Consider the following 24,130-nt stretch of genomic DNA (forward strand, 5'->3'; position numbering starts at 1 on the left):
CACAAGCCATTCGGTCAGGGAGACTAACATGCAAATCATCTCGGAAAACCGTGCCTTCGGCGGCACGCAGGGCGTCTATATGCATCAATCGCATTCGACCCACTGCGAAATGACTTTTGGCCTGTTTCTCCCCGAAGAAGCCCAGCACACGCCTGTTCCGGTTCTCTGGTACCTCTCCGGGCTGACCTGCACTCATGAAAACGCAATGGTCAAAGCCGGCGCGCAACAATGGGCTTCCGAGCAGGGTATTGCACTGGTCTTTCCGGACACGTCTCCGCGTGGGGATGACGTGGCCGATGACGACGCTTACGACCTCGGAAAGGGCGCCGGCTTTTACGTGAACGCAACCCAAAAGCCATGGGCACCGCATTTTCAAATGTGGGACTACATTGCCGAAGACCTGCCTTCCATGCTTCAGGAAGAGTTCCCCTTGGACATGAGCCGGCAATCCATAATGGGCCATTCGATGGGCGGTCATGGCGCACTGACCCTGGCAATGGGTCTGTCCGGTCGCTTTAAATCTGTATCCGCCTTCGCGCCGATCACCAATCCGACGGCATCTGATTGGGGCCGCAAACAACTCGGCGCTTATCTGGGTGCCGATGAAACCACTTGGGCGGCACATGACGCAACGGTGATGATGCGCGAAAAAGGTTTCGATGGCCCCCTGTTGGTCGACACCGGCACCGACGATCAGTTCATCGACCTCCTGAAACCGGAAGCCCTCGCCGCAGCAGTTGCCGAACGCCGACAGGAAGCCACATTGCGACTGCAGAAAGGCTACGATCACAGCTACTTTTTCGTGTCGACTTTCATGGAAGAGCACGTTGCCTTCCACGCAGAAGCTCTCTACGCGGACTGATCAAGTGGCCATTTACGTTGATGCAGACGCCTGCCCGGTTAAGGCGGAGGTAGAGCGGGTTGGCACCCGACACAAAGCGCGCATGTATGTGGTCTCAAACGGCGGCTTGCGCCCATCGCAGAATCCGCTGGTGGAAAACGTTATCGTCCCCGAAGGCCCTGACGTGGCCGACATGTGGATTGCAGAGCGGGCGACCACTGGCGACGTCGTCGTAACCGGAGACATTCCATTGGCAGCGAAATGCGTCGAGGCAGGCGCGCGCGTTCTCAAGCACAACGGTGAAGCCCTGACCGCAGCCAACATCGGAAACGTACTGGCCACACGCGATCTTATGGCTGACCTGCGCGCGGCTGATCCTTTTCGGCAGGGCGGCGGCAAGGGCTTCTCCAAAGCTGACCGCAGCCGCTTCCTCGACGCGCTTGAACGCGAACTTCGCGCGGCTGCAAGAGACTAGGCGCCGCCTCAGCCACCAATCGTAAGATGCGCGAGCAACTCCGCCGCGTTTCTCACACCAAAACGCTTGAGCAACCGCGCGCGCACGTCTTCAACCGTGCGCGGACTGAGCCCAAGCTCGCGCGCGATTTCCTTGCTGGTCTGCCCACGCCCTAAACCGCCAACCACCTGTCTTTCCCTTGGGCTAAGCGATACAGGCGGACCATCGTGAATCACCGCAAAACTCATCACCAGCCGCGCCAATGGATCGGCTGGAGTCAGCGTTTGCGCGCGAAACCGGCACCAGATCTGGCCGCCGTCGGCCCGCCGCATCATTCGCTCGTCGCTGTACGCATTGTCTTTCCGCAGAGGCGCCAATCCGATGTCGCGCACTTGTTCGAACTCTTTTGCCGTGTCGTACAAGAGCCGAAACGACTGCCCAATCAGATCAGTGCGGTCATACCCCAACATCTCTGCGAAACTGCGGTTGCAGGCACGGATAACTCGATGTTCCGTCATCACGATGCCAACAGGCGCCGCCTCATATGCCACCGTGTCCCAATCCATAGAACCCTCCAAGAACCGTAATCCTACGGTATTGATACCGTAGCCCGACGCAAGTCATCCTGAGGCATCTCTTTTCCCTGTTTCGCGAGTGCGCCATGTCCGTCGACACAGAACGCCTGATGACCCGCATCCAATCCATGCGTGACGAGCTGATCCAGCTGACCCAGGACCTTATCCGTATCCCAACTTTGAACCCGCCGGGAGAGTGCTATCGCGATATCTGTGACTACCTCGACACACGCCTGACCCGCCATGGCTTTGACACTCAGCTGATCCGGGCCCATGGCGCCCCCGGCGACAGCGACAAATACCCGCGCTGGAACGTCATCGCCCACAAATCCGGCCATCATCCCGGCGAATGTGTGCATTTCAACAGCCACACCGATGTCGTCGAAGTCGGCCACGGTTGGACCCGCGATCCGTTTGGCGGCGAAGTTCACGAGGGCAAGATTTATGGCCGGGGAGCCTGCGACATGAAAGGTGGCTTGGCCGCTTCCATCATTGCGGCCGAGGCGTTTCTGGCAGAGTTCCCCGACTTTCACGGGTCAATAGAAATATCTGGCACCGCCGACGAAGAGTCCGGCGGATACGGTGGGGTCGCTTATCTTGCCGAGCAAGGTTTCTTTGCACCCGAACGCGTGCAGCACGTCATCATTCCCGAGCCTCTCAACAAAGACCGCATATGCCTTGGTCACCGTGGCGGTTGGTGGGCAGAGATCGAGACGTTCGGTGAAATTGCCCACGGCTCCATGCCATTCCTCGGGGACTGCGCGGTGCGGCACATGGGAGCTGTTCTCGACAAGTTCGAAACAGATCTTTTCCCCGCCATGGCGGCACGGCATACGGATATGCCGGTCGTTCCCGAAGGTGCACGTTCTTCAACCATGAATATCAATTCGGTTCACGGGGGCCAACCGGAACAACCCGAAGACTACACCGGTCTGCCGGCGCATTGCGTTCCCGATAGTTGCCGCATCGTGATCGACAGGCGGTACTTGGCGGAAGAGTCCCACGCGCAAGTTTCCGGAGAGGTTCAGAAACTGCTGCAGGACCTCGCCGAAAACCGGGAAAACTTCCGCTTTGAAATGCGCGAACTCAATCATGTCGCTCCGTCGATGACCGATCGAACTGCACCCGTTGTGTCCACAGTGGACCGGGCAATCAATGACGTTTTAGGCAAAGCGCCCGACTACGTCGCCAGTCCGGGAACTTATGACCAAAAGCACATAGACCGGATCGGACGCCTCAAAAACTGTATCGCCTACGGACCCGGAATCCTTGAGTTGGCGCATAAACCGGACGAATATATCGGTATTGACGACATGCTCGACAGTGCAAAGGTCATGGCCCATAGCCTGACCCAACTGCTTTTGCCGATCGACGAATAACAACAATACATTCAGGGAGAGAGACTATGAAATACCGCACACTCTTGATGGCCAGCACCCTGCCAATCGCGCTTGCAACCGCAGCCGGCGCACAGTCAGACATCACCGTCGCGTTGCAGCTTGAACCGCCGCATCTTGACCCCACGTCCGCCGCTGCTGGCGCAATAGACTCGGTGCTCTATTCAAACGTCTTCGAAGGCCTGACCCGCTTTGCATCAGACGGCGCCATCATTCCGGGTCTGGCGAAAAGCTGGGACATTTCTGAAGACGGTCTGACCTATACATTCATGCTGAACGAAGGCGTCACCTTCCATGACGGCACGACCTTGGATGCCAAAGACGTGCAGTTCTCGCTTGATCGCGCCCGCGGTGAAGACAGCGCGAATGCACAAAAAGCGCTTTTTGCCAGTATCTCCGATGTGGCCGTAGTGGACCCTCTGACCGTCAAAGTCACCTTGTCCGAACCAAACGGCAACTTCCTTTTCAATATGGCTTGGGGGGACGCAGTGATCGTGGCTTCCGAGAGCGTTGCCGACATCAAGACGAACCCTGTTGGAACCGGCGCTTTCAAATTCTCCAACTGGGTTCAGGGCGACAAGATCGAACTCACTCGCAACTCAGAGTACTGGGGCACGCCCGCTGTACTGGAAAACGTAACTTTCAAGTTTATCTCCGATCCTACAGCAGCTTTTTCGGCCATGATGGCAGAAGACATCGATGTCTTCGCCGGCTTTCCGACCCCGGAAGCCCTGCCTCAGTTTCAGGCTGATCCCCGTTTTCAGGTGATTGTCGGAAACTCCGAGGGTGAAACCATCTTGTCCACCAACAACAAGATGCCCCCGCTGGACAACGTCAACGTACGTAAGGCCATCGCCCACGCCATCGACCGACAGGCGATCATCGACGGTGCGATGTTTGGCCTCGGTACGCCGATTGGTACGCACTTTGCGCCCCATCACCCGGATTATGTCGACCTGACAGGGAACTCCGCTTACGATCCGGAGTTATCAAAGCAACTGCTCGCCGAGGCAGGCTTTCCAGACGGGTTTACAACCACACTCAAGCTGCCCCCGCCCTCCTACGCACGCCGCGGAGGGGAAATTATCGCGGCGCAACTTGGCGCGGTGGGCATCAAAACCGAGATTTCCAACGTCGAGTGGGCACAATGGCTCGAACAGGTTTTCCGCGGCAAGGACTATGGCCTGACCATCGTGAGCCACACTGAACCGTTCGACATCGGCATCTATGCGCGGCCCGACTACTACTTCCAGTATGACAATCCTGAATTCCAACAGGTCATGGAAACTTTGAACAAGGCGACCCGCCCGGCAGAACGCTCCGCGCTTCTGGTGATAGCGCAAAAAATGATCTCTCAGGACTATGTGAACGGATATCTGTTCCAGCTTGCCTTCCCGACCGTGGCCAAGGCAGGGGTTCAGGGTCTCTGGGAAAATGCGCCGACGCAGGCGACCGATCTGACCGCTGTTAGCTGGTCCAACTAACACTCCCGGCGCCGGCGGACCATCGGGACCCTTCCCCGACCCGCCGGCGTTCAGTCATCGCAAAGGTGCGACCATGCTTGAATTAACTCCCGCAGGAACCACTCCAAGCCGCAAAGGCCCGGCAGAGTACTTCTCCGGCAATGTCCGACTCGACGTGATTTCGGAAAGCCGCCCGCCGTCGCAGGTCTTTGCCGCGCGTGTCACGTTTGAACCCGGGGCCCGAACCGCTTGGCACACGCACCCTGTGGGTCAGATTCTTCACGTCCTGTCCGGCTGCGGCCTCATTGCCTTGCGCGGTGAAGCCCCGCGCGTGATCCGACCGGGTGACAGCATCTGGATCGAACCCGGCGTCGAACATTGGCATGGGGCCGGACCTGAAACCGGGATGTGCCACATCGCCATTCAAGACGTAAGGGACGGCTCCGGCGCGGATTGGCTCGAACACGTCACCGACGAAGACTACCTCACGCCTCCTGCCTAAATGCTGCGCTACGCTCTCAAACGCCTGCTTTCCCTGTTCATCAGCCTCGCCATCGCTTCGGTGGTGATTTTTGCGGTGATCGAGATAGCGCCCGGAGATCCGGCAAGCTTTATGCTCGGCATGAACGCCCAGCCTGATACCGTTTCGGCTTTGCGAACGGAACTTGGCCTCGATGTCTCAAAGAGCCAGCGCTACGTCAATTGGGTTGGCGGCATGCTGAGCGGTGACTTTGGCACGTCCTACACCTATCGCACACCTGTGGGCGAGATGATCGCAGATCGCATCTGGGTCAGCCTGCCCCTTGCGCTATATGCATTGACGCTTTCTACGCTGATCGCCTTTCCTGTCGGGATTTATGCCGCTGCCAACCGCGGCAAGCCCGGCGACATGGCGGTCATGGGGGCCACACAACTTGGCATCGCAGTGCCGAATTTCTGGTTTGCCATGATGTTGGTACTCATCTTTGCCATCAACTTGCGCTGGTTCTCGGCCGGTGGTTTTGCGGGTTGGGACAAGGGCTTTGGCGCTGCCATGAAATCCCTCACCTTGCCTGCCATCGCTCTTGCCCTCCCCCAATCTGCCATTCTCGCACGCGTCATGCGTTCTTCCCTGCTCGACATACTCGGCGAAGACTTCATGCGCACCGCCCGTGCCAAGGGACTGACCCGCCGGCAGACACTGTTCCGGCACGGCCTACGCAACGCACTTATACCCGTGCTGACGATCATCGGCATGCAATTCGCGTTCCTTCTCGCCGGCGGCATTATCATCGAGCAGGTCTTCTTTCTGCCCGGACTTGGCCGCCTGATTTTCCAAGCCATCTCCGCACGGGATCTCATTGTTGTTGAAAGCGTGGTGATGCTGTTGGTGTTTTTGGTCATCATGGTCAATTTCGTGGTTGATCTGGCCTATGCCGCCGTCGATCCCCGCCTGAGGTCCCGCACATGAGCCTCTCTCGCAACATTATCCTCGGCGGCATTCTCTGCGCACTAATTCTCGCCGCCGCGCTTCTGAGCTTTTTTTGGACCCCGTTTGACATCACGCAAATGGACATCCCCAACAAACTGCAAACGCCGTCGACGTCCCATTGGTTTGGCACCGATCATTTTGGCAGGGACATCTTTTCCATGATCATGGTCGGCGCACGCACCTCTTTGGCGGTGGCACTAGTGGCCGTTGGCATAGGCATGGGGGCCGGTATTCCTTTGGGCCTGTTTGCAGCAGCCAACAAAGGTGGCTGGATTGACGAGTTGATCATGCGCGGCAATGACCTGATATTTGCCTTCCCCAGTCTTGTCATAGCGATCCTGATCACTGCGGTTCTCGGCCCGGGCGCCATCAATGCGATCATCGCTATCGGCATCTTCAACATACCGGTTTTTGCGCGCCTCACGCGCGCTGGGGCGCTTCCTTTGTGGCAGCGCGAATTCATCCTCGCCGCACGGGTTGCAGGAAAGTCATCAGCCCGCATCAGCGCAGAACACATCCTGCCAAACGTTGCCAACCTGCTCATTGTACAAGGCACGATCCAGTTCTCCCTCGGCATCCTTGCAGAAGCAGGACTGAGTTATATCGGCCTCGGCGCACAGCCCCCGACGCCTTCATGGGGCCGCATGCTGGCGGATGCGCAAACCATGGTCGCCTTTGCACCGCATCTGGCCTTGGTGCCCGGGGTCGCCATCATTTCGGCTGTACTCGGTCTCAATCTTCTCGGCGACGGCCTGCGCGATTACCTCGACCCCAAAATCAGGGTGATGCGCGCATGACATTGCTCTCGGTAGAAAATCTTCATGTTGCGATCGGCCCACTGCAAATCTTGCGCAATGTGACATTCTCCATCGCCCTGGGCGAGATCGTTGCCGTCACCGGAGAAAGCGGTTCCGGAAAGTCCATGACCGCACTCTCTGTCATGCAACTTCTACCGGACACCGCATCCACAGGAGGCCGGATCCTGCTTCAGGACCGCGACCTGCTGGGTCTGAGCGAGCCTGATCTTTGCGACATCCGTGGCAACGACATTGGCATGGTGTTTCAAGAACCCATGACCGCGCTCAATCCTGTGAAGACCATTGGCGATCAAGTTGCGGAGACCATTCTCGTCCACTCCTCTGCTAACCGCCATGAAGCCCGCGTGCAGGCCGCTGCCATGCTCTCCCGTGTTGGCCTGCCTCAAGATCGCTTTCCACTCACGCGCTATCCGCACGAACTCTCAGGCGGCCAGCGTCAGCGCGTCGTGATCGCCATGGCCATCGCCCGCCGCCCGCGCCTGCTGATCGCGGACGAGCCGACCACGGCCCTCGACGTCACCACACAGGCCCGCATCCTCGACCTGCTCAAGGATCTCGTGAACGAGTTCGACATGGGTCTCTTGATGATCACCCACGATCTCGCTGTTGTCGCCGATCTTGCACACCGCATCATTGTCATGCGCCATGGAGAAATCGTTGAGCAAGGCGATACACATCACTTGCTTGCGAATATGCGTCACCCTTACACAAAAGCCCTGTTCGAAGCCTCGTCCCATCGCGTCGACTTACCGCCGCCGCAAGACGGCCCTATCCCGATCCTCTCGGTGGATCGAGCGACGCGCGATTATCCACAACCACGGACCCGCCTTTTCGGCAAACGCGAATACACCCGTGCCGTGAATAACGTGTCATTTGACATCCATCACGGGGAACGGGTCGGGCTGGTTGGTGAATCCGGTTGCGGAAAATCCACACTGACACGTGCAATCCTTGGTCTTGAGCCGCTGCAATCTGGTTCGATAGTCGCCTTTGGTACGACCGTCTCACCCGAGATGCCCGCCGCAGCCCGCGCAAAAACACAGGTCGTGTTTCAAGACCCCTATGGCAGCTTTAACCCACGTCACCGCGTTGCCAGAATCCTGACGGAACCATTCCATCTTGATCCCGGCGCGCCCAAGGGCAAAGCACTAGACAATGCCATCGCCGCTGTCCTGCAGGACGTAGGACTGGCCCCACAGGACGCCGCCAAATTTATCCACGAATTCTCCGGTGGACAGCGCCAGCGGATCGCTATTGCCCGCGCCCTGATCACGCGTCCCGAGCTTATCATCTTTGACGAAGCAGTCTCCGCGCTTGATGTCTCGATCCGCGCCCAAATCCTCGACCTGATCGCCGAGCTTTCCCGCCGCCACAACCTCGCCTACTTTTTTATATCCCACGACCTCTCTGTCGTGCGCACGGTCACCGACCGCGTTCTTGTCATGCAGGCAGGCGAGATCGTCGAACAGGGCGACACAGACGCCGTCTTCTCCAACCCGCAACATCCCTACACGCGCAGCCTGATCGCCGCTGCGCCGGTCCTGCCTGATCTCAAGGAACTCGAAAATGCACCTGCCTGATCTCCCGTTTGCGCCATCGCTCTGCCTGATCGGTGGGCATTGGGTCCCCGCCCAAGGCAACGAGACACTCGATTTGACCAATCCGTCTGACGGTTCCGCCCTTGCAGCAATTGCGCGCGGTTCATCAGCAGACGTCGATGCCGCGGTGGCAGCGGCCCACGCTGCCCGCGCGGGTATCTGGGGGAAAACCACCGCCGCCGAACGCGGGCGCATTCTGACCCGCATCGGCGAACTGGTGAAAGAAAATGCCGACACTCTTGCCCTGCTTGAAGCGCTTGATGTCGGCAAACCGTTGACGCAGGCCAGAAACGATGTCGTCGCGCTGGCACGCTATATGGAATTTTACGGCGGAGCCGCTGACAAGGTGCACGGTGAAACCATCCCATACTTGGACGGCTACACCGTTTACACCCTGCGCGAACCCTTCGGCGTAACCGGTCATATCGTGCCATGGAACTACCCGATGCAGATTATCGGTCGCTCGGTGGGCGCCGCGCTGGCGATGGGCAACGCCTGCGTCCTGAAACCCGCCGAGGAGGCCTGCCTCACCGCACTGGCCTTCGCTGACCTGGCCATGCGAGCCGGCCTACCAGAAGGGGCCCTCAACGTTGTGCCTGGTCTTGGTGCCGAGGCCGGCGCGGCGCTTGCAGGCCATGCCGACGTGCAACACATTTCCTTTACGGGCTCGGTGAACACGGGCCGTCTCGTACAATCCGCTGCGGCGCAAAACGTGGTGCCGGTGACTTTGGAATTGGGAGGGAAGTCCCCGCAACTGGTATTTGCTGACGCCGACCTCGACGTAGCTTTGCCATTTCTTGTGAACGCCGGCGTCCAGAACGCGGGCCAAACCTGCTCCGCGTCTTCCCGCATCCTTGTGGAACGCTCAGTCTATGACGAAGTCACGACGCGTATGTCCTCTGCCTACGCCAGCATGCGGGCTGCTCCTGCCATCGAAGACGCGACCCTAGGCCCGCTCATCTCCGCGCGCCAAAAAGAGATCGTGAAAGGCTTCCTCTCCCGAGGTGCCGACCTGAACACAGTTGCGCAAGGCCAAATCGCTACCGACGCCCCCGGCCACTACGTCGCGCCTACACTCTTTGCCGATGTCTCACCGGACCATTGTCTGGCCCAAGACGAAATCTTCGGCCCCGTACAAGTCCTGATCCCCTTCGACACCGAAGAAGAAGCCTTAGCGATCGCAAACAGCACAAAATACGGCCTCGTTGCTTCGGTCTGGTCCCAAAACGGGGCCCGCCAGATGCGTCTCGCCAAGCAGCTTCGCGCGGGACAAGTCTTTCTCAACAACTATGGCGCTGGCGGTGGTGTGGAGCTGCCGTTTGGAGGCACCGGCCACTCCGGTCACGGCCGTGAGAAAGGCTTTGAGGCCCTGTTCCATTTCTCCCAACTCAAAACCGTCGCCGCGCTGCACGGATAACCAAAGGACCACAGCATGCGTCTTGAAAACAAAACAGCCATCGTTACCGGCGGCGCTCAGGGCTTCGGCGCGGGCATCGTAGACAAATTCCTGGCCGAAGGCGCGTCTGTGCTGGTGGCCGACATCAACGGCGACGCCGCCGAAAGCAAGGCCAGCGAACACCCGAATGCGCAGGCAACGCAGACCGATGTCTCCGTCCGTGCCAGCGTGGAAGCCATGGTCGACACAGGTCTGAAAAACTGGGGCCAAATCGACATTCTGGTGAACAACGCGGGCGTCACACACCTGCCAACACCCTTGGAAGAGGTCACGGAAGTGGATTTCGACCACGTTTTTGCCGTGAATTGCAAATCCATTTACCTCACCGCGCAGGCTTTGGTGCCGCATATGAAATCCCGAGGACAGGGCGCGATACTGCATGTGTCATCCACCGCGGGCCTCTCTCCGCGCCCCAATCTCAACTGGTACAATGCCTCCAAAGGATGGGTGAACACCGCCACAAAAACCATGGCTGTCGAGCTTGCGCCGCATGGTGTTCGTGTGAACGCATTGAACCCCGTCGCAGGCGAAACGCCCCTCCTGAAGTCCTTTATGGGCGAAGACACACCCGAGGTACGTGCCAAATTTCTTTCCACGATCCCCCTTGGGCGCTTTTCGCAGCCCGAGGACATGGGCAACGCCGCTGCCTTCCTTTGTTCGGACGAAGCTTCCTTGATCACAGGCACACTGATGGAGGTCGACGGCGGCCGCTGCATTTGATTTTGCACTTGCAGCATTTTGCTGCTCTCAAATTCGGCAGGTGCGGAAATTTCGCCCAATAATTAGGCAAACACCCAATTGCTCTCATGACGACTCTGGTCCCTGCACCGCTTGCCCCGATACGAAAGGGGCAAGCCACTCCCGCAGGATCCAGCCGTGCCAGACAAGCTATCTATCCTCATCGTCGAACCGGACAAAACCCGCGCTGAAGCGATCATCGACAGCCTGGCAGAAACTGGCGATCACCATATCCGTGTCTTGTCAGGGTCGACCGGCCTCGCCCGATCTGTGGCCGAGCTCAACCCCGATCTGGTTCTGCTGGACATGGCCAACCCGAGCCGGGACGCCATCGACGCGCTCACCCTCGCTTCATCGCCACTCGAGCGCCCAGTCGCCATGTTCGTGGACCGATCCGACGACAGCCTGACCAAAGCCGCCATCGAAGCAGGCGTGTCCGCTTATGTGGTGGACGGCATGCAACCGGATCGCATCAAACCCATTCTGGACGCCGCCATTGCGCGGTTTCACATGTTCTCTCGCATGCGGTCAGAGCTCGAAGCCACCAAACGCGCGCTCGAAGAACGCAAGATCATCGACCGTGCAAAAGGCATTCTTATGCGCGCCCGAAATATGAGCGAAGACGAAGCCTATGCCCTCATCCGGAAAACCGCGATGAGTCAGGGTAAGAAAATCGCTGACGTTTCTCAGGCCCTTGTGACCGCCTCGGAGTTGCTGACATGAGAACGCTTCCCCTGTCGGTTGGCTTCATGCCTCTCGTTGACGCGGCCCCACTCATCGTCGCTCACGAGCTTGGATTTGCCGAAGAAGAAGGTCTCGCCCTCAATCTTCAAAGCGCGCCAAGCTGGTCAACCCTGCGCGACCGTCTCATCTTGGGTCAAATCGAGGCTGCTCACATGCTGTCTCCAGTGCCAGTTGCTATGGCACTTGGGCTCGGCGGGTTGCCCACGCAGCTCGATGCATTGTCGGTTTTATCTATTAATGGCAATGTCATAGGCATCTCAAACGCCCTTGCAGATCAACTTTCGAATGCGGCAAAAACACCTGACTTTCTGGACGCAACGGCAGCAGGGCAAGCGCTCGCCGGATTGAAAGCTCCCCTGCGTGTAGGGGTGCCTTTCCCATTCTCCATGCACGCAGAATTGCTGCATTACTGGCTCGCGGCCTCAGGCCTGAACACCGCACAGGCCCTCGATGTGCGCACAATCCCTCCGCCCCTTATGGCGGACGCGATTGCCACGGGCGAGGTTGACGCCTTTTGCGTGGGCGAACCCTGGGGATCAATCACTGTAGAAAACGGCGGCGGTGCACTTTTGCTTCCCGGCGCCGCCATCTGGCAGTTTGCACCGGAGAAAGTTCTGGCCGTGCGGCGTGACTGGGCCAACGCCGAAGACGACCTGACCGGACGGCTTATGCGCGCGGTCTGGAAGGCGGGACGCTGGCTTGGCCAACCCGACAAACGAACGACCGCAGCGGACATACTCGGCTGGCCAGAATATCTCGGCGTTTCAACCGAGATCATCGAACGGGCCTTCTCGGGCGATCTTTTGATCAACGCCCGTGGCAAGTCCCGCCACGTTCCCCGCATGATGGAGTTCTATGACGGCGCAGCCACTTTCCCATGGAAAAGCCAGGGCGCATGGATAGGGGCACGCATGGCCGCCCGTTTCGGCCTGGATCGCGCAGCATCCGCAACAAAGGCCGCAGCTGTATTCCGCTCCGACCTATATCGCCGCCATCTGGGACCTTTGGGTGCGGATTTGCCTGCCGCCAGCAAAAAACTCGAAGGCGCGCTCAGCGGATCCACAACAGCGGCAACCGACTCGGGCCACCTGATTCTTGGCCCTGACCGGTTCTTTGATGGTCAGGTTTTCGACCCAAGCCATCCTGAATGCTGAAAAATTAGGCAATCATCCTGACCTTTGCGGCAGCGCAGCATAAATCGTGCTTATCACGCTTGCCCGCAGCCTGACTCCACTGCCTTATGGTCTCAAGTTCGGAGCAAGGACGCTCCGACAAACTTCTTCCCCGATGCAGGGGAATACCTGAGCAAAGCCGCTTGATCTGTCGCCGTATCCTCCTCCCTCGGCGCCAATCAGCGGCTTTTTTCATTTCCGCCCATTTCCTCTCCCTGGGCATACGAAAGGACAGAGAATGAAACGCATCGCCTCCATACTCGCGGCAACCACGATGCTCGCCAGCCCCGCGCTCGCGGAACTTGAACTCGAGAAGGACGAACTCACCTTCGGCTTTATCAAATTGACCGATATGGCCCCCCTCGCCGTCGCTTACGAGCAAGGCTACTTCGACGACGAAGGTCTGTTTGTAACGCTCGAGGCACAAGCCAATTGGAAAGTCCTGCTGGACGGCGTCATCGACGGGCAATTGGACGGTGCGCACATGCTCGCGGGCCAACCTCTCGCCGCCACCATCGGCTACGGTACAGAGGCGCACATCATTACCCCATTCTCCATGGACCTGAACGGCAACGGCATCACCGTCTCCAACCAGATTTGGGAAGAGATGAAACCGCACGTTCCGCTGATGGACGACGGACGCCCCCAGCACCCAATTTCCGCATCCGCGCTCAAGCCGGTGGTTGAAAAATACACGTCCGAAGGCAAGCCATTCAACATGGGCATGGTGTTCCCTGTCTCCACCCACAACTACGAACTGCGTTACTGGCTCGCCGCCGGTGGTCTGGAGCCGGGGTATTACTCTCCGGAAAACATCACCGGCCAGATCGGCGCCGACGTTCTACTCTCGGTAACCCCGCCGCCGCAGATGCCAGCCACAATGGAAGCCGGCACCATCTACGGTTATTGCGTGGGCGAGCCGTGGAACCAGCAAGCCGTGTTCAAAGGCATCGGTGTGCCAGTGATCACCGACTATGAACTCTGGAAAAATAACCCTGAAAAAGTATTCGGGCTGAATGCCGAGTTTGCTGAGAAATATCCAAACACCACTCTGGCCGTGACCAAAGCGCTGATCCGCGCCGCAATGTGGCTTGATGAAAACGACAACGCCAACCGCGAAGAAGCGGTGAGAATTCTCAGCCAGCCTGAGTATGTGGGCGCGGATTATGACGTGATTGCCAACTCCATGACCGGCACCTTTGAATACGAAAAGGGTGACAAGCGTGAGGTTCCGGACTTCAACGTTTTCTTCCGCTACAACGCGACCTATCCCTTCTATTCCGACGCTGTTTGGTACCTGACCCAGATGCGCCGCTGGGGCCAGATCGCCGAAGCCAAGCCAGACAGTTGGTATGACGAAGTGGCCAAATCCGTTTACAAGCCCGCGATTTATCTCGAAGCCGCCCGCCTGCTCGTCGATGAAGGTCTTGCCAATGAAGCGGACTTCCCTTGGGACAGCGACGGCTACAAGGCGCCGACACCATCTGAGGACATCATCGACGGCATCGCCTACGACGGCAAAGCCCCGAATGCTTATCTCGACAGCTTGCCAATCGGCCTGAAAGGCGACCAGCGCGTCGTCGGCACCGAGATCCAAGGCTAACGAACACTCCCTCGGGGTGGCGGGCGGAGCATCAGCGCCCCCGCCATTCCGGCCAATCCTGCACAGTCGGAACGCCGACGCGATACCGACGCAATACAGACAAGCCAATTCAGCCCGACGGCCAAGGACTCAGCCATGACCACTATCGACCCGCAATCCATTGCAGATGAAGAGCGCGAAGCCCGCCGCGCACGCCTCTTCACACGCATCAACAAGGCCGACGCCTGGTTTCAGGTCCTCGGCCTCAGCTTCGTCACTCCGGTTCTGAAAGCCGCCGCAGGCGATAATCCCAAAGCACAAGCCGCGGAAATCTGGCGGTTGCTTGGAGTACCACTGCTGGCAATCGCGGTCTTTCTGATGCTGTGGGGCAGCCTTGCTCCACGAGTGCAAACCTCGCTTGGCGCCGTTCCCGGCCCGAATGAGGTCTGGACCGAAGCCGTTCTTTTGCACCAAGACGCACAGGCCAAAGCCGCCAAGGAACAGAAATTCTACGAGAGAGTAGAGGCGCGCAACCAAAAGTTCATCGACAACGGTCAGCCCGAAAAAGTCAAAGACATCAAGTACACAGGTAGCCCGTCCTACTACGATCAGATTTGGACCTCGATCAAAACGGTCTTTTTCGGCTTCTTGATCGGCTCCCTTATCGCCATTCCTCTCGGCATTCTCGCTGGCCTCAGCCTCTACGCCAACGCGGCGATCAACCCGCTGATCCAGATTTTCAAACCGGTGTCGCCGCTTGCATGGCTGCCGATCGTGACGATGGTTGTTTCAGCGACCTACACCGTCGACGACGGCCTCTTCAGCAAGTCTTTCCTGACCTCTGCAATCACCGTAACCCTATGCTCTCTTTGGCCGACACTGATCAACACCTCCCTGGGTGTAGCTTCTATCGACAAGGATCTGGTGAACGTCTCGAAGGTTCTGAAGATGAACACCTGGACCAAAATCACCAAACTGGTACTGCCTTCCGCCTTGCCCCTGATCTTCACCGGCCTGCGTTTGTCGCTCGGTGTTGGCTGGATGGTTCTGATCGCCGCCGAAATGCTCGCCCAGAACCCCGGTCTTGGCAAGTTCGTGTGGGATGAATTCCAAAACGGCTCGTCCAGTTCCCTCGCCAAAATCATGGTTGCGGTTTTCACAATCGGCATCATCGGCTTCCTGCTCGATCGTCTGATGTACGCAATCCAGTCACTCTTCACCTTCAGCGCAAACCGGTGATCCCAATGAGTGTTCTGAAATTCGAAAACGTCTCCAAGAGCTTCGGCGAAGGCACTGCCAAGACCGACGTTCTGAACAACATCAACCTTGAGGTTCAGGAGGGCGAGTTCCTCGTGCTCTTGGGCTTCTCCGGTTCGGGCAAGACCACTCTGATCAACCTTATGGCTGGGCTGGAAATGTCAACCGAAGGCAATGTGACCTTTAAGAACAAGCCGATCACGGCACCGGGTCCAGAGCGCGGCGTGATATTCCAGTCTTATTCGCTGATGCCTTGGCTAACTGTAAACGGTAACGTACGCCTCGCGCTCGATAGCGTGTTCCCCAACATGCCGAAGGCCGAGAAAGAGGAACGCGTCGCCCATTACATCAAGATGGTCGGCCTTTCCCACGCTTCTTCTCGCCGGCCTGCAGAGCTGTCTGGTGGCATGCGCCAGCGTGTGAACGTCGCACGCGCACTTGCGATGAACCCCGAAGTGCTGCTTCTGGATGAACCGCTCTCTGCTCTTGACGCCCTCACCCGCGCCAACCTCGCGGACGAGATTGAGGCGATCTGGTCCGCGGAAAAGAAGACCTGCGTTCTCATCACCAACGACGTGGACGAAGCGATTATCCTTGCTGACCGCATCATCGCGCTGAACCCCGATGGCACTTTGGGGCAGGAGTTCAAAGTCGACATCCCGCGCCGTCGTGACCGGATGGAAATGAACCACCATGAAGGCTTTAAGAAGCTACGCGCCGAAGTCACCAAATATCTCATGGATGTAGGCATCGCCGCAAAGGCCGAGGGTAAAAGGGTGTTGCCTGATGTGACCCCGATTCACGGCGTACCGGCGGCCGTGAAAGATGCACAGAAGGGTTTGATCGACCACAACTTCCTCGACTTCTCGCAGCTCCACAAAATCTACCCCACCCCCAAAGGTCCGCTCACCGTGGTCGAAGACTTCGATCTGAAGGTACAGCGCGGCGAATTCATCTCGCTGATCGGCCACTCCGGCTGCGGCAAATCCACGGTTCTCACCATGGCGGCGGGTCTCAACCCGATCTCCAAAGGTGGTATCCGTCTGGATGGTCGCCACGTCGAGGGGGCTGATCCGGAACGCGCCGTTGTGTTCCAATCTCCAAACCTTTTTCCATGGCTCTCGGCCAAGGAAAACGTCGCCATTGGCGTGGACAAAGTCTACCCCAAGGCCTCCGTGGGTGAACGTCAGGACGTCGTCGAATACTATCTGGAGCGCGTAGGTCTCGCCGATGCGATGGACCGCCCGGCGCATTCCATGTCCAATGGTATGAAGCAACGTGTTGGTATCGCCCGCGCCTTCGCCCTCAGCCCCAAACTCCTGCTGCTGGACGAGCCTTTCGGTATGCTCGACAGCCTCACCCGCTGGGAACTTCAGGAAGTCCTGATGGAGGTGTGGGACCGTACGAAAGTGACCGCGATCTGCGTCACCCACGATGTCGACGAGGCAATCCTTCTGGCGGACCGCGTGGTCATGATGACGAATGGCCCGCAGGCGACCATCGGCAAAATCGTCGACGTCGACCTGCCTCGCCCGCGCACCCGCAAGGCGCTGCTCGAACATCCGGACTACTACCGCTACCGCCAAGATGTGCTCGATTTCCTCGAAGAATACGAGCACGGTGCGAAGCCAAAGGCCAAACCGGCCAAGGCCATCGCAGCGGAGTAGAAACGATGAACGACACCCAGATCACATTGGTACAGAACAGCTTTGAAAAAGTGGCGCCAATCGCGCCTCAGGCGGCGGAAATCTTCTACGCCCGCCTCTTTGAAATCGCCCCCGAGGTTCAGCCGCTTTTCAAAAGCGACATGGCCGAGCAGGGCGCAAAGTTGATGACCACTCTGGGCGCCGTCGTCAAAGGGCTGAGCGATCTGGAAAAGATCGTGCCAGTTGCGCAAAACCTCGCTGTGGCCCACGTGGGCTACGGCGTTACACCTGACCATTATGAACCTGTGGGAGCAGCGCTGCTCCACACGCTCAAGACCGGGCTGGGCGACGATTTCGACGCTGAAACCGAAGCTGCCTGGACAACCGCATACACGACCCTCGCGGACGTGATGAAAGACGCCGCCTATGGCGGATCATCAGGACAGACATGACGCAAAAACTAATCATTATCGGGGCCGGGATGGCCGCGGGCCGCGCGCTCGAACATCTATTTGATGTTGCCCCAGACGCTTATGACGTCACCCTCTTCAACGCAGAGCCGCGCGGCACCTACAACCGGATCATGCTTTCTCCGGTGCTGTCGGGCGACAAATCCTTCGAAGAAATCGTCACGCACACGGCAGAATGGTACGAGGAAAACGGCGTCACCTGCCGATTTGGCGAGAAAGTCGTCAACATCGACCGCGCCGCCCAGACCGTGACCTCTGACAACGGCGACGTGCTGGACTATGACAAACTCATCATCGCCACCGGTTCCAATCCGTTTATCATTCCTCTGCCGGGCCATGATCTGGACGGTGTGATCGCCTACCGCGATCTGGAAGACACCAACACCATGATTGCCCTTGGCGACAAACCGGATGCCAAGGCAGTCGTCATCGGCGGGGGGCTCTTGGGCCTCGAAGCCGCCGCAGGCCTGGCGCTACGCGGCGTCGACGTAACGGTCGTGCACATCATGGGCCATCTCATGGAACGACAACTCGACGAAGCCGCCGGCTATCTGCTGCGCAAGGCACTTGTGGACAAGGGTATCACGGTTAAATGCTCCGCCAACTCCAAGGAAATCCTCGGCGAGAACGGTAAAGTCAAAGCGCTTCTACTGGACGATGGCACAGAATTGCCCTGCGACCTGCTGGTAATGGCCGTGGGTATCCGTCCCTCGACCGCGCTTGCGACCGAGGCTGGTCTCGCGACCGGTCGCGGCATCCATGTGGACGACCAGATGGTCACCTCTGACGAAAACATCCTTTCGCTTGGCGAATGCGTTGAACACAAAGGTGACGTTTTTGGTCTCGTCGCTCCGATCTTTGATCAGGCCAAAGTCATCGCCAAAACCCTCGCTGGCGAAGCGGCTGCCTTTGTTAACAAAGAAGTCGCCACCAAGCTCAAAGTCACCGGCTGCGATCTCTTCTCGGCAGGCGATTTTGCAGATGCCGAAGGCCGCGAAGACATCGTGTTCCGCGATCCGGCCCGCGGCGTCTACAAACGCCTCGTCATCGAAGAAAACCGCATCGTCGGCGCCGTAATGTATGGCGACACGGCAGACGGCAATTGGTTCTTCGGTCTGATCAAAGACCGCGAAGATATTTCAGAGATGCGTGACACTCTCATCTTTGGTCCTGCCTACCAAGGGGGAACCGACTCGGACCCTATGGCAGCCGTTGCAGCCTTACCGGCTGACGCAGAAATCTGCGGCTGCAACGGCGTATGTAAAGGTCAGATCGTGGAAGCCATCGGCAATGGCGCCACAACACTCGATGATATCAAGGCAACAACCAAGGCCTCCGCGTCCTGCGGCACCTGCACCGGCCTCGTTGAGCAGGTTCTCGCGGTCACACTCGGCGATGACTTTGTAATGCCAGCGGCCAAGTCTGTCTGTGGCTGCACCGACCTCACCCATGAGGACGTCCGGCGCCTCATCAAGGCGCAGGAACTCAAAAGCCAACCCGCCGTCTGGCAAGAGCTTGGCTGGTCCACACCGAATGGCTGTCATGTCTGCCGCCCCGCGATCAATTACTATCTTCTGGCCGATTGGCCGCTGGAGTATCAGGACGACGCGCAATCCCGTTTCGTGAACGAACGAAACCACGCCAACATCCAGAAAGATGGCACCTACTCTGTGGTGCCACGTATGTGGGGCGGGATCACTACGCCTGATGAATTGCGCGCCATTGCAGATGCCGCTGACAAATACGCCGTTCCGACCGTCAAGGTTACGGGCGGCCAACGCATAGACCTACTGGGTGTGAAAAAAGAGGACTTGCCTGCGATTTGGTTCGATCTCAATCAGGCCGGTCTGGTCTCGGGCCATGCCTACTCCAAAGGCCTGCGAACCGTCAAAACCTGCGTTGGATCTGATCACTGCCGCTTCGGCACGCAGGACTCAACGGGCTTGGGTGTCAAACTGGAAAAACACCTTTGGGGAAGTTGGACCCCGCACAAACTGAAGCTCGGCGTTTCCGGCTGCCCCCGTAATTGCGCCGAAGCCACTTGCAAGGACATTGGCGTGGTCTGCGTAGACTCTGGCTACGAAGTCTCCGTCGCTGGCGCAGCGGGCATGGAAGTGAAAGAAACCGAACTGCTCTGCAAAGTCGCGACAGAGGAAGAGGCCATCGAAGTAATCTCTGCCATGACGCAGGTTTACCGCGAGAACGCCAAGTACCTCGATCGCATTTGGAAATGGGTCGACAAGGTAGGCCTCGATTGGGTCAAACAACAGGTCGTTGATGATCTGGAGAACCGCAAAGCCCTTGCTGAACGTTTCGAGGTTTCCCAATCCGTCTACCGCACCGACCCTTGGGCCGAACACGCCGCAGAAAAGGCCGAAACTTATCGTCCGGTCGCCAATCTCACACTGGAGGCAGCAGAATGAACTGGGTCGATATTTGTTCCGTCACCGACATTCCTCTGCGCGGAGCGCGCATCGTGAAAACCGCTGTCGGTTGTGTCGCCGTCTTCCGCACGGACGACAATGAGGTCTTCGCCACCTCCGACCGTTGCCCTCACAAGGGGGGGCCGCTTTCCGAAGGCATCGTTCACGGCAAAAAGGTCACTTGTCCTTTGCACAACTGGGTTTTCTCGCTGGAAACCGGTGAGGCTCAGGGCGCAGACGAAGGGCAGATCGCAACCTTCGCAACGCAAGTCGTCAACGGACGGGTGATGCTGGATGCATCCGAGCTGACCACCGGAGTTGCCGCGGAATGACTCAACAACCCATCTGTACTACCTGCCCGTATTGCGGCACCGGTTGTGGTGTTCTTGCCTCAATTGACGGTGCAGTTGGGTTGAAGGTGAAAGGCGACCCTGACCATCCTGCAAACTTCGGCCGTCTCTGCTCAAAAGGCTCCGCCTTGGGAGAAACAATAATTCCAGACGGTCGGTTGCATACGCCTCAAATCAATGGACAACCTGCGAGTTGGGACGCCGCGCTTGATATGGTGGCAGACGCGTTCAGCACAACGATCGCCAAACATGGCCCCGACTCCGTTGCCTTTTATGTTTCTGGCCAACTTTTGACTGAAGACTACTATGTCGCGAACAAGCTGATGAAAGGCTACATCGGCTCGGCAAATATCGACACCAATTCAAGGCTTTGCATGGCGTCGACGGTCGCGGGCCAAAAGCGCGCATTCGGTACGGACACCGTCCCCGGCACGTACGAAGATCTGGAGTTGGCTGATCTTGTCGTTCTCACTGGCTCCAACCTCGCGTGGTGTCATCCCGTGCTCTACCAACGCATCGTAGCAGCCAAAGCCGCACGCCCCTCGATGAAGGTGGTCGTGATTGACCCCCGTCGCACAGCGACCTGCGATCTTGCAGATATGCACTTGGCGCTCAAACCGGGAACGGATGTGGCGCTGTTCAATCACCTGCTGAATCAGATTAATGACCTAGGCGCAGTTGACGCCCAGTTTGTCTCGGCTCACGTTTCGGGTTTCGCCGATGCGCTTGATGTTGCCAGCGCCACTGACGGTTCGGTCACGGGTTTGACCGACAGTGAACTCGCTGCATTTGCCGCGCTTTGGATAGGCACCGAAAAGACAGTCACTGTTTTCTCGCAGGGCATCAATCAATCCGACCATGGCGCGGACAAGGTCAATGCAATCCTGAATTGTCACCTCGCAACTGGCCGCATCGGTAAACCAGGCTGCGGACCGTTCTCAGTCACCGGACAACCCAACGCCATGGGCGGTCGCGAAGTCGGCGGGCTGGCAAATATGCTCGCGGCGCATCTCGATATCGAAAATGCCACGCACCGGGACGCAGTCCAGACTTTCTGGTCATCTCCTACGATGGCCAAACACCAAGGCCTCAAAGCCGTGGACATGTTTCAGGCTATTTCAGAGGGCAAAATCAAGGCCCTATGGGTTATGTGCACAAACCCGGTGGTGTCGCTGCCCGACGCAGACGCCGTCAAATCTGCGATAGCCGGATGCGATTTTGTGGCCGTATCTGATCTTTCCGCCACCACCGACACTGCCGTTTTGGCCGACGTCGTATTGCCCGCGACCGGTTGGGGCGAAAAAGACGGAACCGTTACCAACTCTGATCGCACAATAAGCCGCCAACGCGCCTTGATGTCTCCCACGGGCCAAAGCCGCCACGACTGGGAAATTATCTCGGATGTTGCCCGCCGCATGGGGTACGAAGGCTTTGACTACGAAACACCGGCCCAGATTTTTCGAGAACATGCGCAATTGTCCGGCGTAGCTGCAAACCAGGGCAAGGATTTCGACATTTCTGGCTTGGCTGGAATTTCGGATGCGGATTTTGAAGCTCTTCAACCGACGCGCTGGCCGGTGCGAGCGAACGGAGCGAAGAGCGATCGTTTCTTTGCGGACGGAGGCTTTTTTACGCCCACAAAGCGCGCAAACATGCTGCCCGTTTTGCAACCCGCACCAAAAGAACAACCCGCCGCTTTGCCGTATAGGCTGAATACGGGCCGTATCCGTGATCAGTGGCACACGATGACGCGAACCGCGCTGGCGCCGCGTCTGAACCAACACTACGGCGAACCGTTTCTGGAACTGCACCCAGAGGATGCACTTGCACTGGGCTTGCGCCCCGCAGACTTGGCGCTCGTCGAAAGCCTTTACGGCACCACAATACTTCGTGTGTTGGTCACGGATCGCGTCGCCCCCGGCTCCGTTTTCGCCCCGATCCACTGGACAGGTGAAACTTCGAGCGCGGGGCGGGTGTCTGTGCTGGTTCCCCCAAGTACCGACCCGACGTCTGGACAACCCGACAGCAAAGCCGCACCCGTAGCAATCAAACCATACGCTGCCGAATGGTATGGTTTCGCGGCCTGCGAGACGGACTTCACTCCATCCACCGAGTATTGGGCAAAAGCCAGATCCACTACCGGTTGGCGGGTCGAACTGGCAGACAAGTCCGCTCCTGACGATTGGCAAGAGTACGCACGCGCACTGTTTGGCATAAACGACGCGCAAATCAGCAGCGTCACAGATCCGGCCCGAAACATCGCCCGCGTCGCCCTGCATAAGAGCGGAAAGTTGATTGCGGCACTTTATGCGGCATCCACTCCGGTCAGCGTGTCACGGAATTTTGCGTCCGAGCTTATCGGGACCGATGGACATGGAGCTCTTGCCGGACAAGCTGGCGCCAATCAACCGGATCCTGGTGCCACGGTCTGCGCCTGTTTCAATGTTGGGGTGAACACCATCCTGAGCGCCATCGAAAGTGACAAACTGATGAGCGTTGATGCCATTGGTCAGGCGCTTTCGGCTGGCACGAATTGTGGGTCCTGCAAGCCTGAGTTGGCAGCGATATTGAATAGTGCTCTCAGCCGTGCAGCTGCGGAGTAACGCCTCAAATCTTCACGAGGTGATTGTCAAATGCAAGCTTGTGATGCGCGGCAATTTCTTCCTGTATACCGACCACGTGGCCGGTCCCCGAAGTAGCCATCATCCCCATACCCGCGCCACTGATACCGCAGACATCAGCAGCGCCAATCGCGCCAAGGAACACGCCTGATGTCGCGTTGAATCGCTGCACAAATCCACCCCTTGGGCTCGAAATGGCCAGCCACGCACCGCTGCCGCAATACGCTACGCTCCCGGCATAGCCTTTCATCGCAAGGTGCGGCGCTTCGGGAGCGGCACAGAAACGCGCCTCTTCTCCTAGCCGATGCAACCCAACCAGCGGTGGCGAGTCCCAAACCTCGCCCTGCCATTGCATGGCAAAAGCCACCTGTCCGGACAGGCCTATTGCAAGATGGCGTACCGAGTTCAGGTGCCAGGCATCTTCCAACTGCACGCGTTGCACAACGCGGCCTTCGCCATCAAGGTACGTCAGGTTCGGGCGCATGTGCTGCAAGTTCAGCTTTTCGCGACCCGTAGACGGGTGCGTATGGATCCCGCCGTTTGCGACAGCGAAAAGGTCCTTTCGCGGCAATCGCAGAATTTCGTGCGGCCCAACGCCACCCGATGAAAACTCACCGATCCGTCGATACCCGTTGGCAGTGTCCCAAACACCGATGACACCAGCGGCACCATCAAAATTGTTCTCGGTTGTGTAAAGCAGGTTGCCATCTTTCGAGAACACCCCGTGGCCGTAAAAGTGCCGACCCGCAGGCGATTCCAAATGCGCCAGAACTGACCCGTCGTTACAGTCCAGCACCACAGCATAGGTTCCCGGTCGCCTTGCAAACGCGACTGCCTCTGCTCTTTCTGGATGCCCTGCAGCCGCATGGCCCCGAGCAGGCAAGGGCACCTCAAAGGCTATTGAGCCATCGCCCCGCAATCCGACAAGCACATAACCACCGTTCGGTCGCCGCGCAGCGCTTAGGTATTTTGGATTGCCAACAGACGCCCAACCACGGGCAGGTATGATCCCAGCGGCGATGGCGCCTGCCAAAAATCTCCGCCGAGACGTCAT

21 protein-coding genes are annotated in these 24,130 nt (G+C 58.3%); 19 read left to right on the forward strand and 2 right to left on the reverse strand.

The features are described from left to right. Positions 1–28 precede the first annotated feature (28 nt). Positions 29–862 carry an S-formylglutathione hydrolase gene (gene fghA / locus BXY66_RS15035; protein WP_132861211.1) on the forward strand — a complete coding sequence of 278 codons (834 nt, stop codon included), beginning with the start codon at positions 29–31 and terminating at the stop codon, positions 860–862. Positions 863–866: 4 nt separating this feature from the next. Then, complete coding sequence (locus BXY66_RS15040; RefSeq protein WP_132861212.1) at positions 867–1,316, forward strand: YaiI/YqxD family protein; 450 nt, start codon at positions 867–869, stop codon at positions 1,314–1,316. Between the two features lie 8 nt (positions 1,317–1,324). Here BXY66_RS15040 and BXY66_RS15045 read toward each other — a convergent pair whose 3' ends face one another. Continuing rightward, the gene (locus BXY66_RS15045) at positions 1,325–1,861 is read right to left on the reverse strand and encodes a PAS and helix-turn-helix domain-containing protein (protein ID WP_132861213.1); all 537 of its coding nucleotides are present in this window, start codon (positions 1,859–1,861) and stop codon (positions 1,325–1,327) included. A 95-nt stretch (positions 1,862–1,956) separates the two neighbouring features. On the opposite strand from BXY66_RS15045, the gene BXY66_RS15050 reads away from it, so the two are divergent. The 17 genes from BXY66_RS15050 to BXY66_RS15130 all read left to right on the forward strand — a co-directional run bounded on the left by BXY66_RS15050 (position 1,957) and on the right by BXY66_RS15130 (position 23,058). Beyond that, positions 1,957–3,249 (forward strand): acetylornithine deacetylase/succinyl-diaminopimelate desuccinylase family protein, encoded by a 1,293-nt coding sequence (locus BXY66_RS15050; protein ID WP_207911337.1) that lies wholly within the window; start codon positions 1,957–1,959, stop codon positions 3,247–3,249. 26 nt (positions 3,250–3,275) lie between these two features. Beyond that, entirely contained in the window at positions 3,276–4,751 is a 1,476-nt protein-coding gene (locus BXY66_RS15055) for an ABC transporter substrate-binding protein (RefSeq protein ID WP_132861214.1), read from the forward strand. A gap of 73 nt (positions 4,752–4,824) precedes the next feature. Continuing rightward, complete coding sequence (locus BXY66_RS15060) at positions 4,825–5,232, forward strand: (R)-mandelonitrile lyase (RefSeq protein ID WP_132861215.1); 408 nt, start codon at positions 4,825–4,827, stop codon at positions 5,230–5,232. Further along, positions 5,233–6,180, forward strand: coding sequence for an ABC transporter permease (locus tag BXY66_RS15065; protein ID WP_132861216.1), 948 nt, complete (start codon positions 5,233–5,235; stop codon positions 6,178–6,180). It abuts the gene before it with no gap. After that, positions 6,177–6,998, forward strand: coding sequence for an ABC transporter permease (locus BXY66_RS15070; RefSeq protein WP_132861217.1), 822 nt, complete (start codon positions 6,177–6,179; stop codon positions 6,996–6,998). Before BXY66_RS15065 ends, BXY66_RS15070 begins: the two co-directional genes overlap by 4 nt. Continuing rightward, positions 6,995–8,599 carry an ABC transporter ATP-binding protein gene (locus BXY66_RS15075; protein WP_132861218.1) on the forward strand — a complete coding sequence of 535 codons (1,605 nt, stop codon included), beginning with the start codon at positions 6,995–6,997 and terminating at the stop codon, positions 8,597–8,599. Before BXY66_RS15070 ends, BXY66_RS15075 begins: the two co-directional genes overlap by 4 nt. Next, positions 8,586–10,034 (forward strand): aldehyde dehydrogenase family protein, encoded by a 1,449-nt coding sequence (locus BXY66_RS15080; RefSeq protein WP_132861219.1) that lies wholly within the window; start codon positions 8,586–8,588, stop codon positions 10,032–10,034. Before BXY66_RS15075 ends, BXY66_RS15080 begins: the two co-directional genes overlap by 14 nt. Positions 10,035–10,049: 15 nt before the next feature. Continuing rightward, complete coding sequence (locus tag BXY66_RS15085; RefSeq protein ID WP_132861220.1) at positions 10,050–10,793, forward strand: SDR family oxidoreductase; 744 nt, start codon at positions 10,050–10,052, stop codon at positions 10,791–10,793. A gap of 156 nt (positions 10,794–10,949) precedes the next feature. Further along, positions 10,950–11,534, forward strand: a complete 585-nt coding sequence (locus BXY66_RS15090; protein ID WP_132861221.1) for an ANTAR domain-containing response regulator — start codon at positions 10,950–10,952, stop codon at positions 11,532–11,534. After that, entirely contained in the window at positions 11,531–12,709 is a 1,179-nt protein-coding gene (locus BXY66_RS15095; RefSeq protein ID WP_132861222.1) for an ABC transporter substrate-binding protein, read from the forward strand. The genes BXY66_RS15090 and BXY66_RS15095 overlap by 4 nt, the downstream gene beginning before the upstream one ends. Before the next feature lie 256 nt (positions 12,710–12,965). Then, positions 12,966–14,330, forward strand: coding sequence for a CmpA/NrtA family ABC transporter substrate-binding protein (locus BXY66_RS15100; RefSeq protein WP_132861223.1), 1,365 nt, complete (start codon positions 12,966–12,968; stop codon positions 14,328–14,330). A 135-nt stretch (positions 14,331–14,465) separates the two neighbouring features. Further along, the gene (locus BXY66_RS15105) at positions 14,466–15,548 is read left to right on the forward strand and encodes an ABC transporter permease (protein WP_132861224.1); all 1,083 of its coding nucleotides are present in this window, start codon (positions 14,466–14,468) and stop codon (positions 15,546–15,548) included. Positions 15,549–15,553: 5 nt separating this feature from the next. Further along, positions 15,554–17,233: an ABC transporter ATP-binding protein gene (locus BXY66_RS15110; RefSeq protein ID WP_132861225.1), complete on the forward strand. Its 1,680-nt coding sequence runs from the start codon at positions 15,554–15,556 to the stop codon at positions 17,231–17,233. A gap of 5 nt (positions 17,234–17,238) precedes the next feature. Then, positions 17,239–17,664 carry a globin family protein gene (locus BXY66_RS15115; protein ID WP_132861226.1) on the forward strand — a complete coding sequence of 142 codons (426 nt, stop codon included), beginning with the start codon at positions 17,239–17,241 and terminating at the stop codon, positions 17,662–17,664. Continuing rightward, positions 17,661–20,105, forward strand: coding sequence for a nitrite reductase large subunit NirB (gene nirB / locus BXY66_RS15120; RefSeq protein ID WP_132861227.1), 2,445 nt, complete (start codon positions 17,661–17,663; stop codon positions 20,103–20,105). The genes BXY66_RS15115 and nirB overlap by 4 nt, the downstream gene beginning before the upstream one ends. Beyond that, positions 20,102–20,437 (forward strand): nitrite reductase small subunit NirD, encoded by a 336-nt coding sequence (nirD, locus tag BXY66_RS15125; protein WP_132861228.1) that lies wholly within the window; start codon positions 20,102–20,104, stop codon positions 20,435–20,437. Before nirB ends, nirD begins: the two co-directional genes overlap by 4 nt. After that, positions 20,434–23,058, forward strand: a complete 2,625-nt coding sequence (locus tag BXY66_RS15130; protein WP_132861229.1) for a nitrate reductase — start codon at positions 20,434–20,436, stop codon at positions 23,056–23,058. The genes nirD and BXY66_RS15130 overlap by 4 nt, the downstream gene beginning before the upstream one ends. Before the next feature lie 4 nt (positions 23,059–23,062). Here BXY66_RS15130 and BXY66_RS15135 read toward each other — a convergent pair whose 3' ends face one another. Beyond that, the gene (locus BXY66_RS15135) at positions 23,063–24,130 is read right to left on the reverse strand and encodes a DUF1513 domain-containing protein (protein ID WP_132861230.1); all 1,068 of its coding nucleotides are present in this window, start codon (positions 24,128–24,130) and stop codon (positions 23,063–23,065) included.

This window comes from Shimia isoporae (assembly GCF_004346865.1).
GTDB classification, from domain to species: Bacteria; Pseudomonadota; Alphaproteobacteria; order Rhodobacterales; family Rhodobacteraceae; genus Shimia; species Shimia isoporae.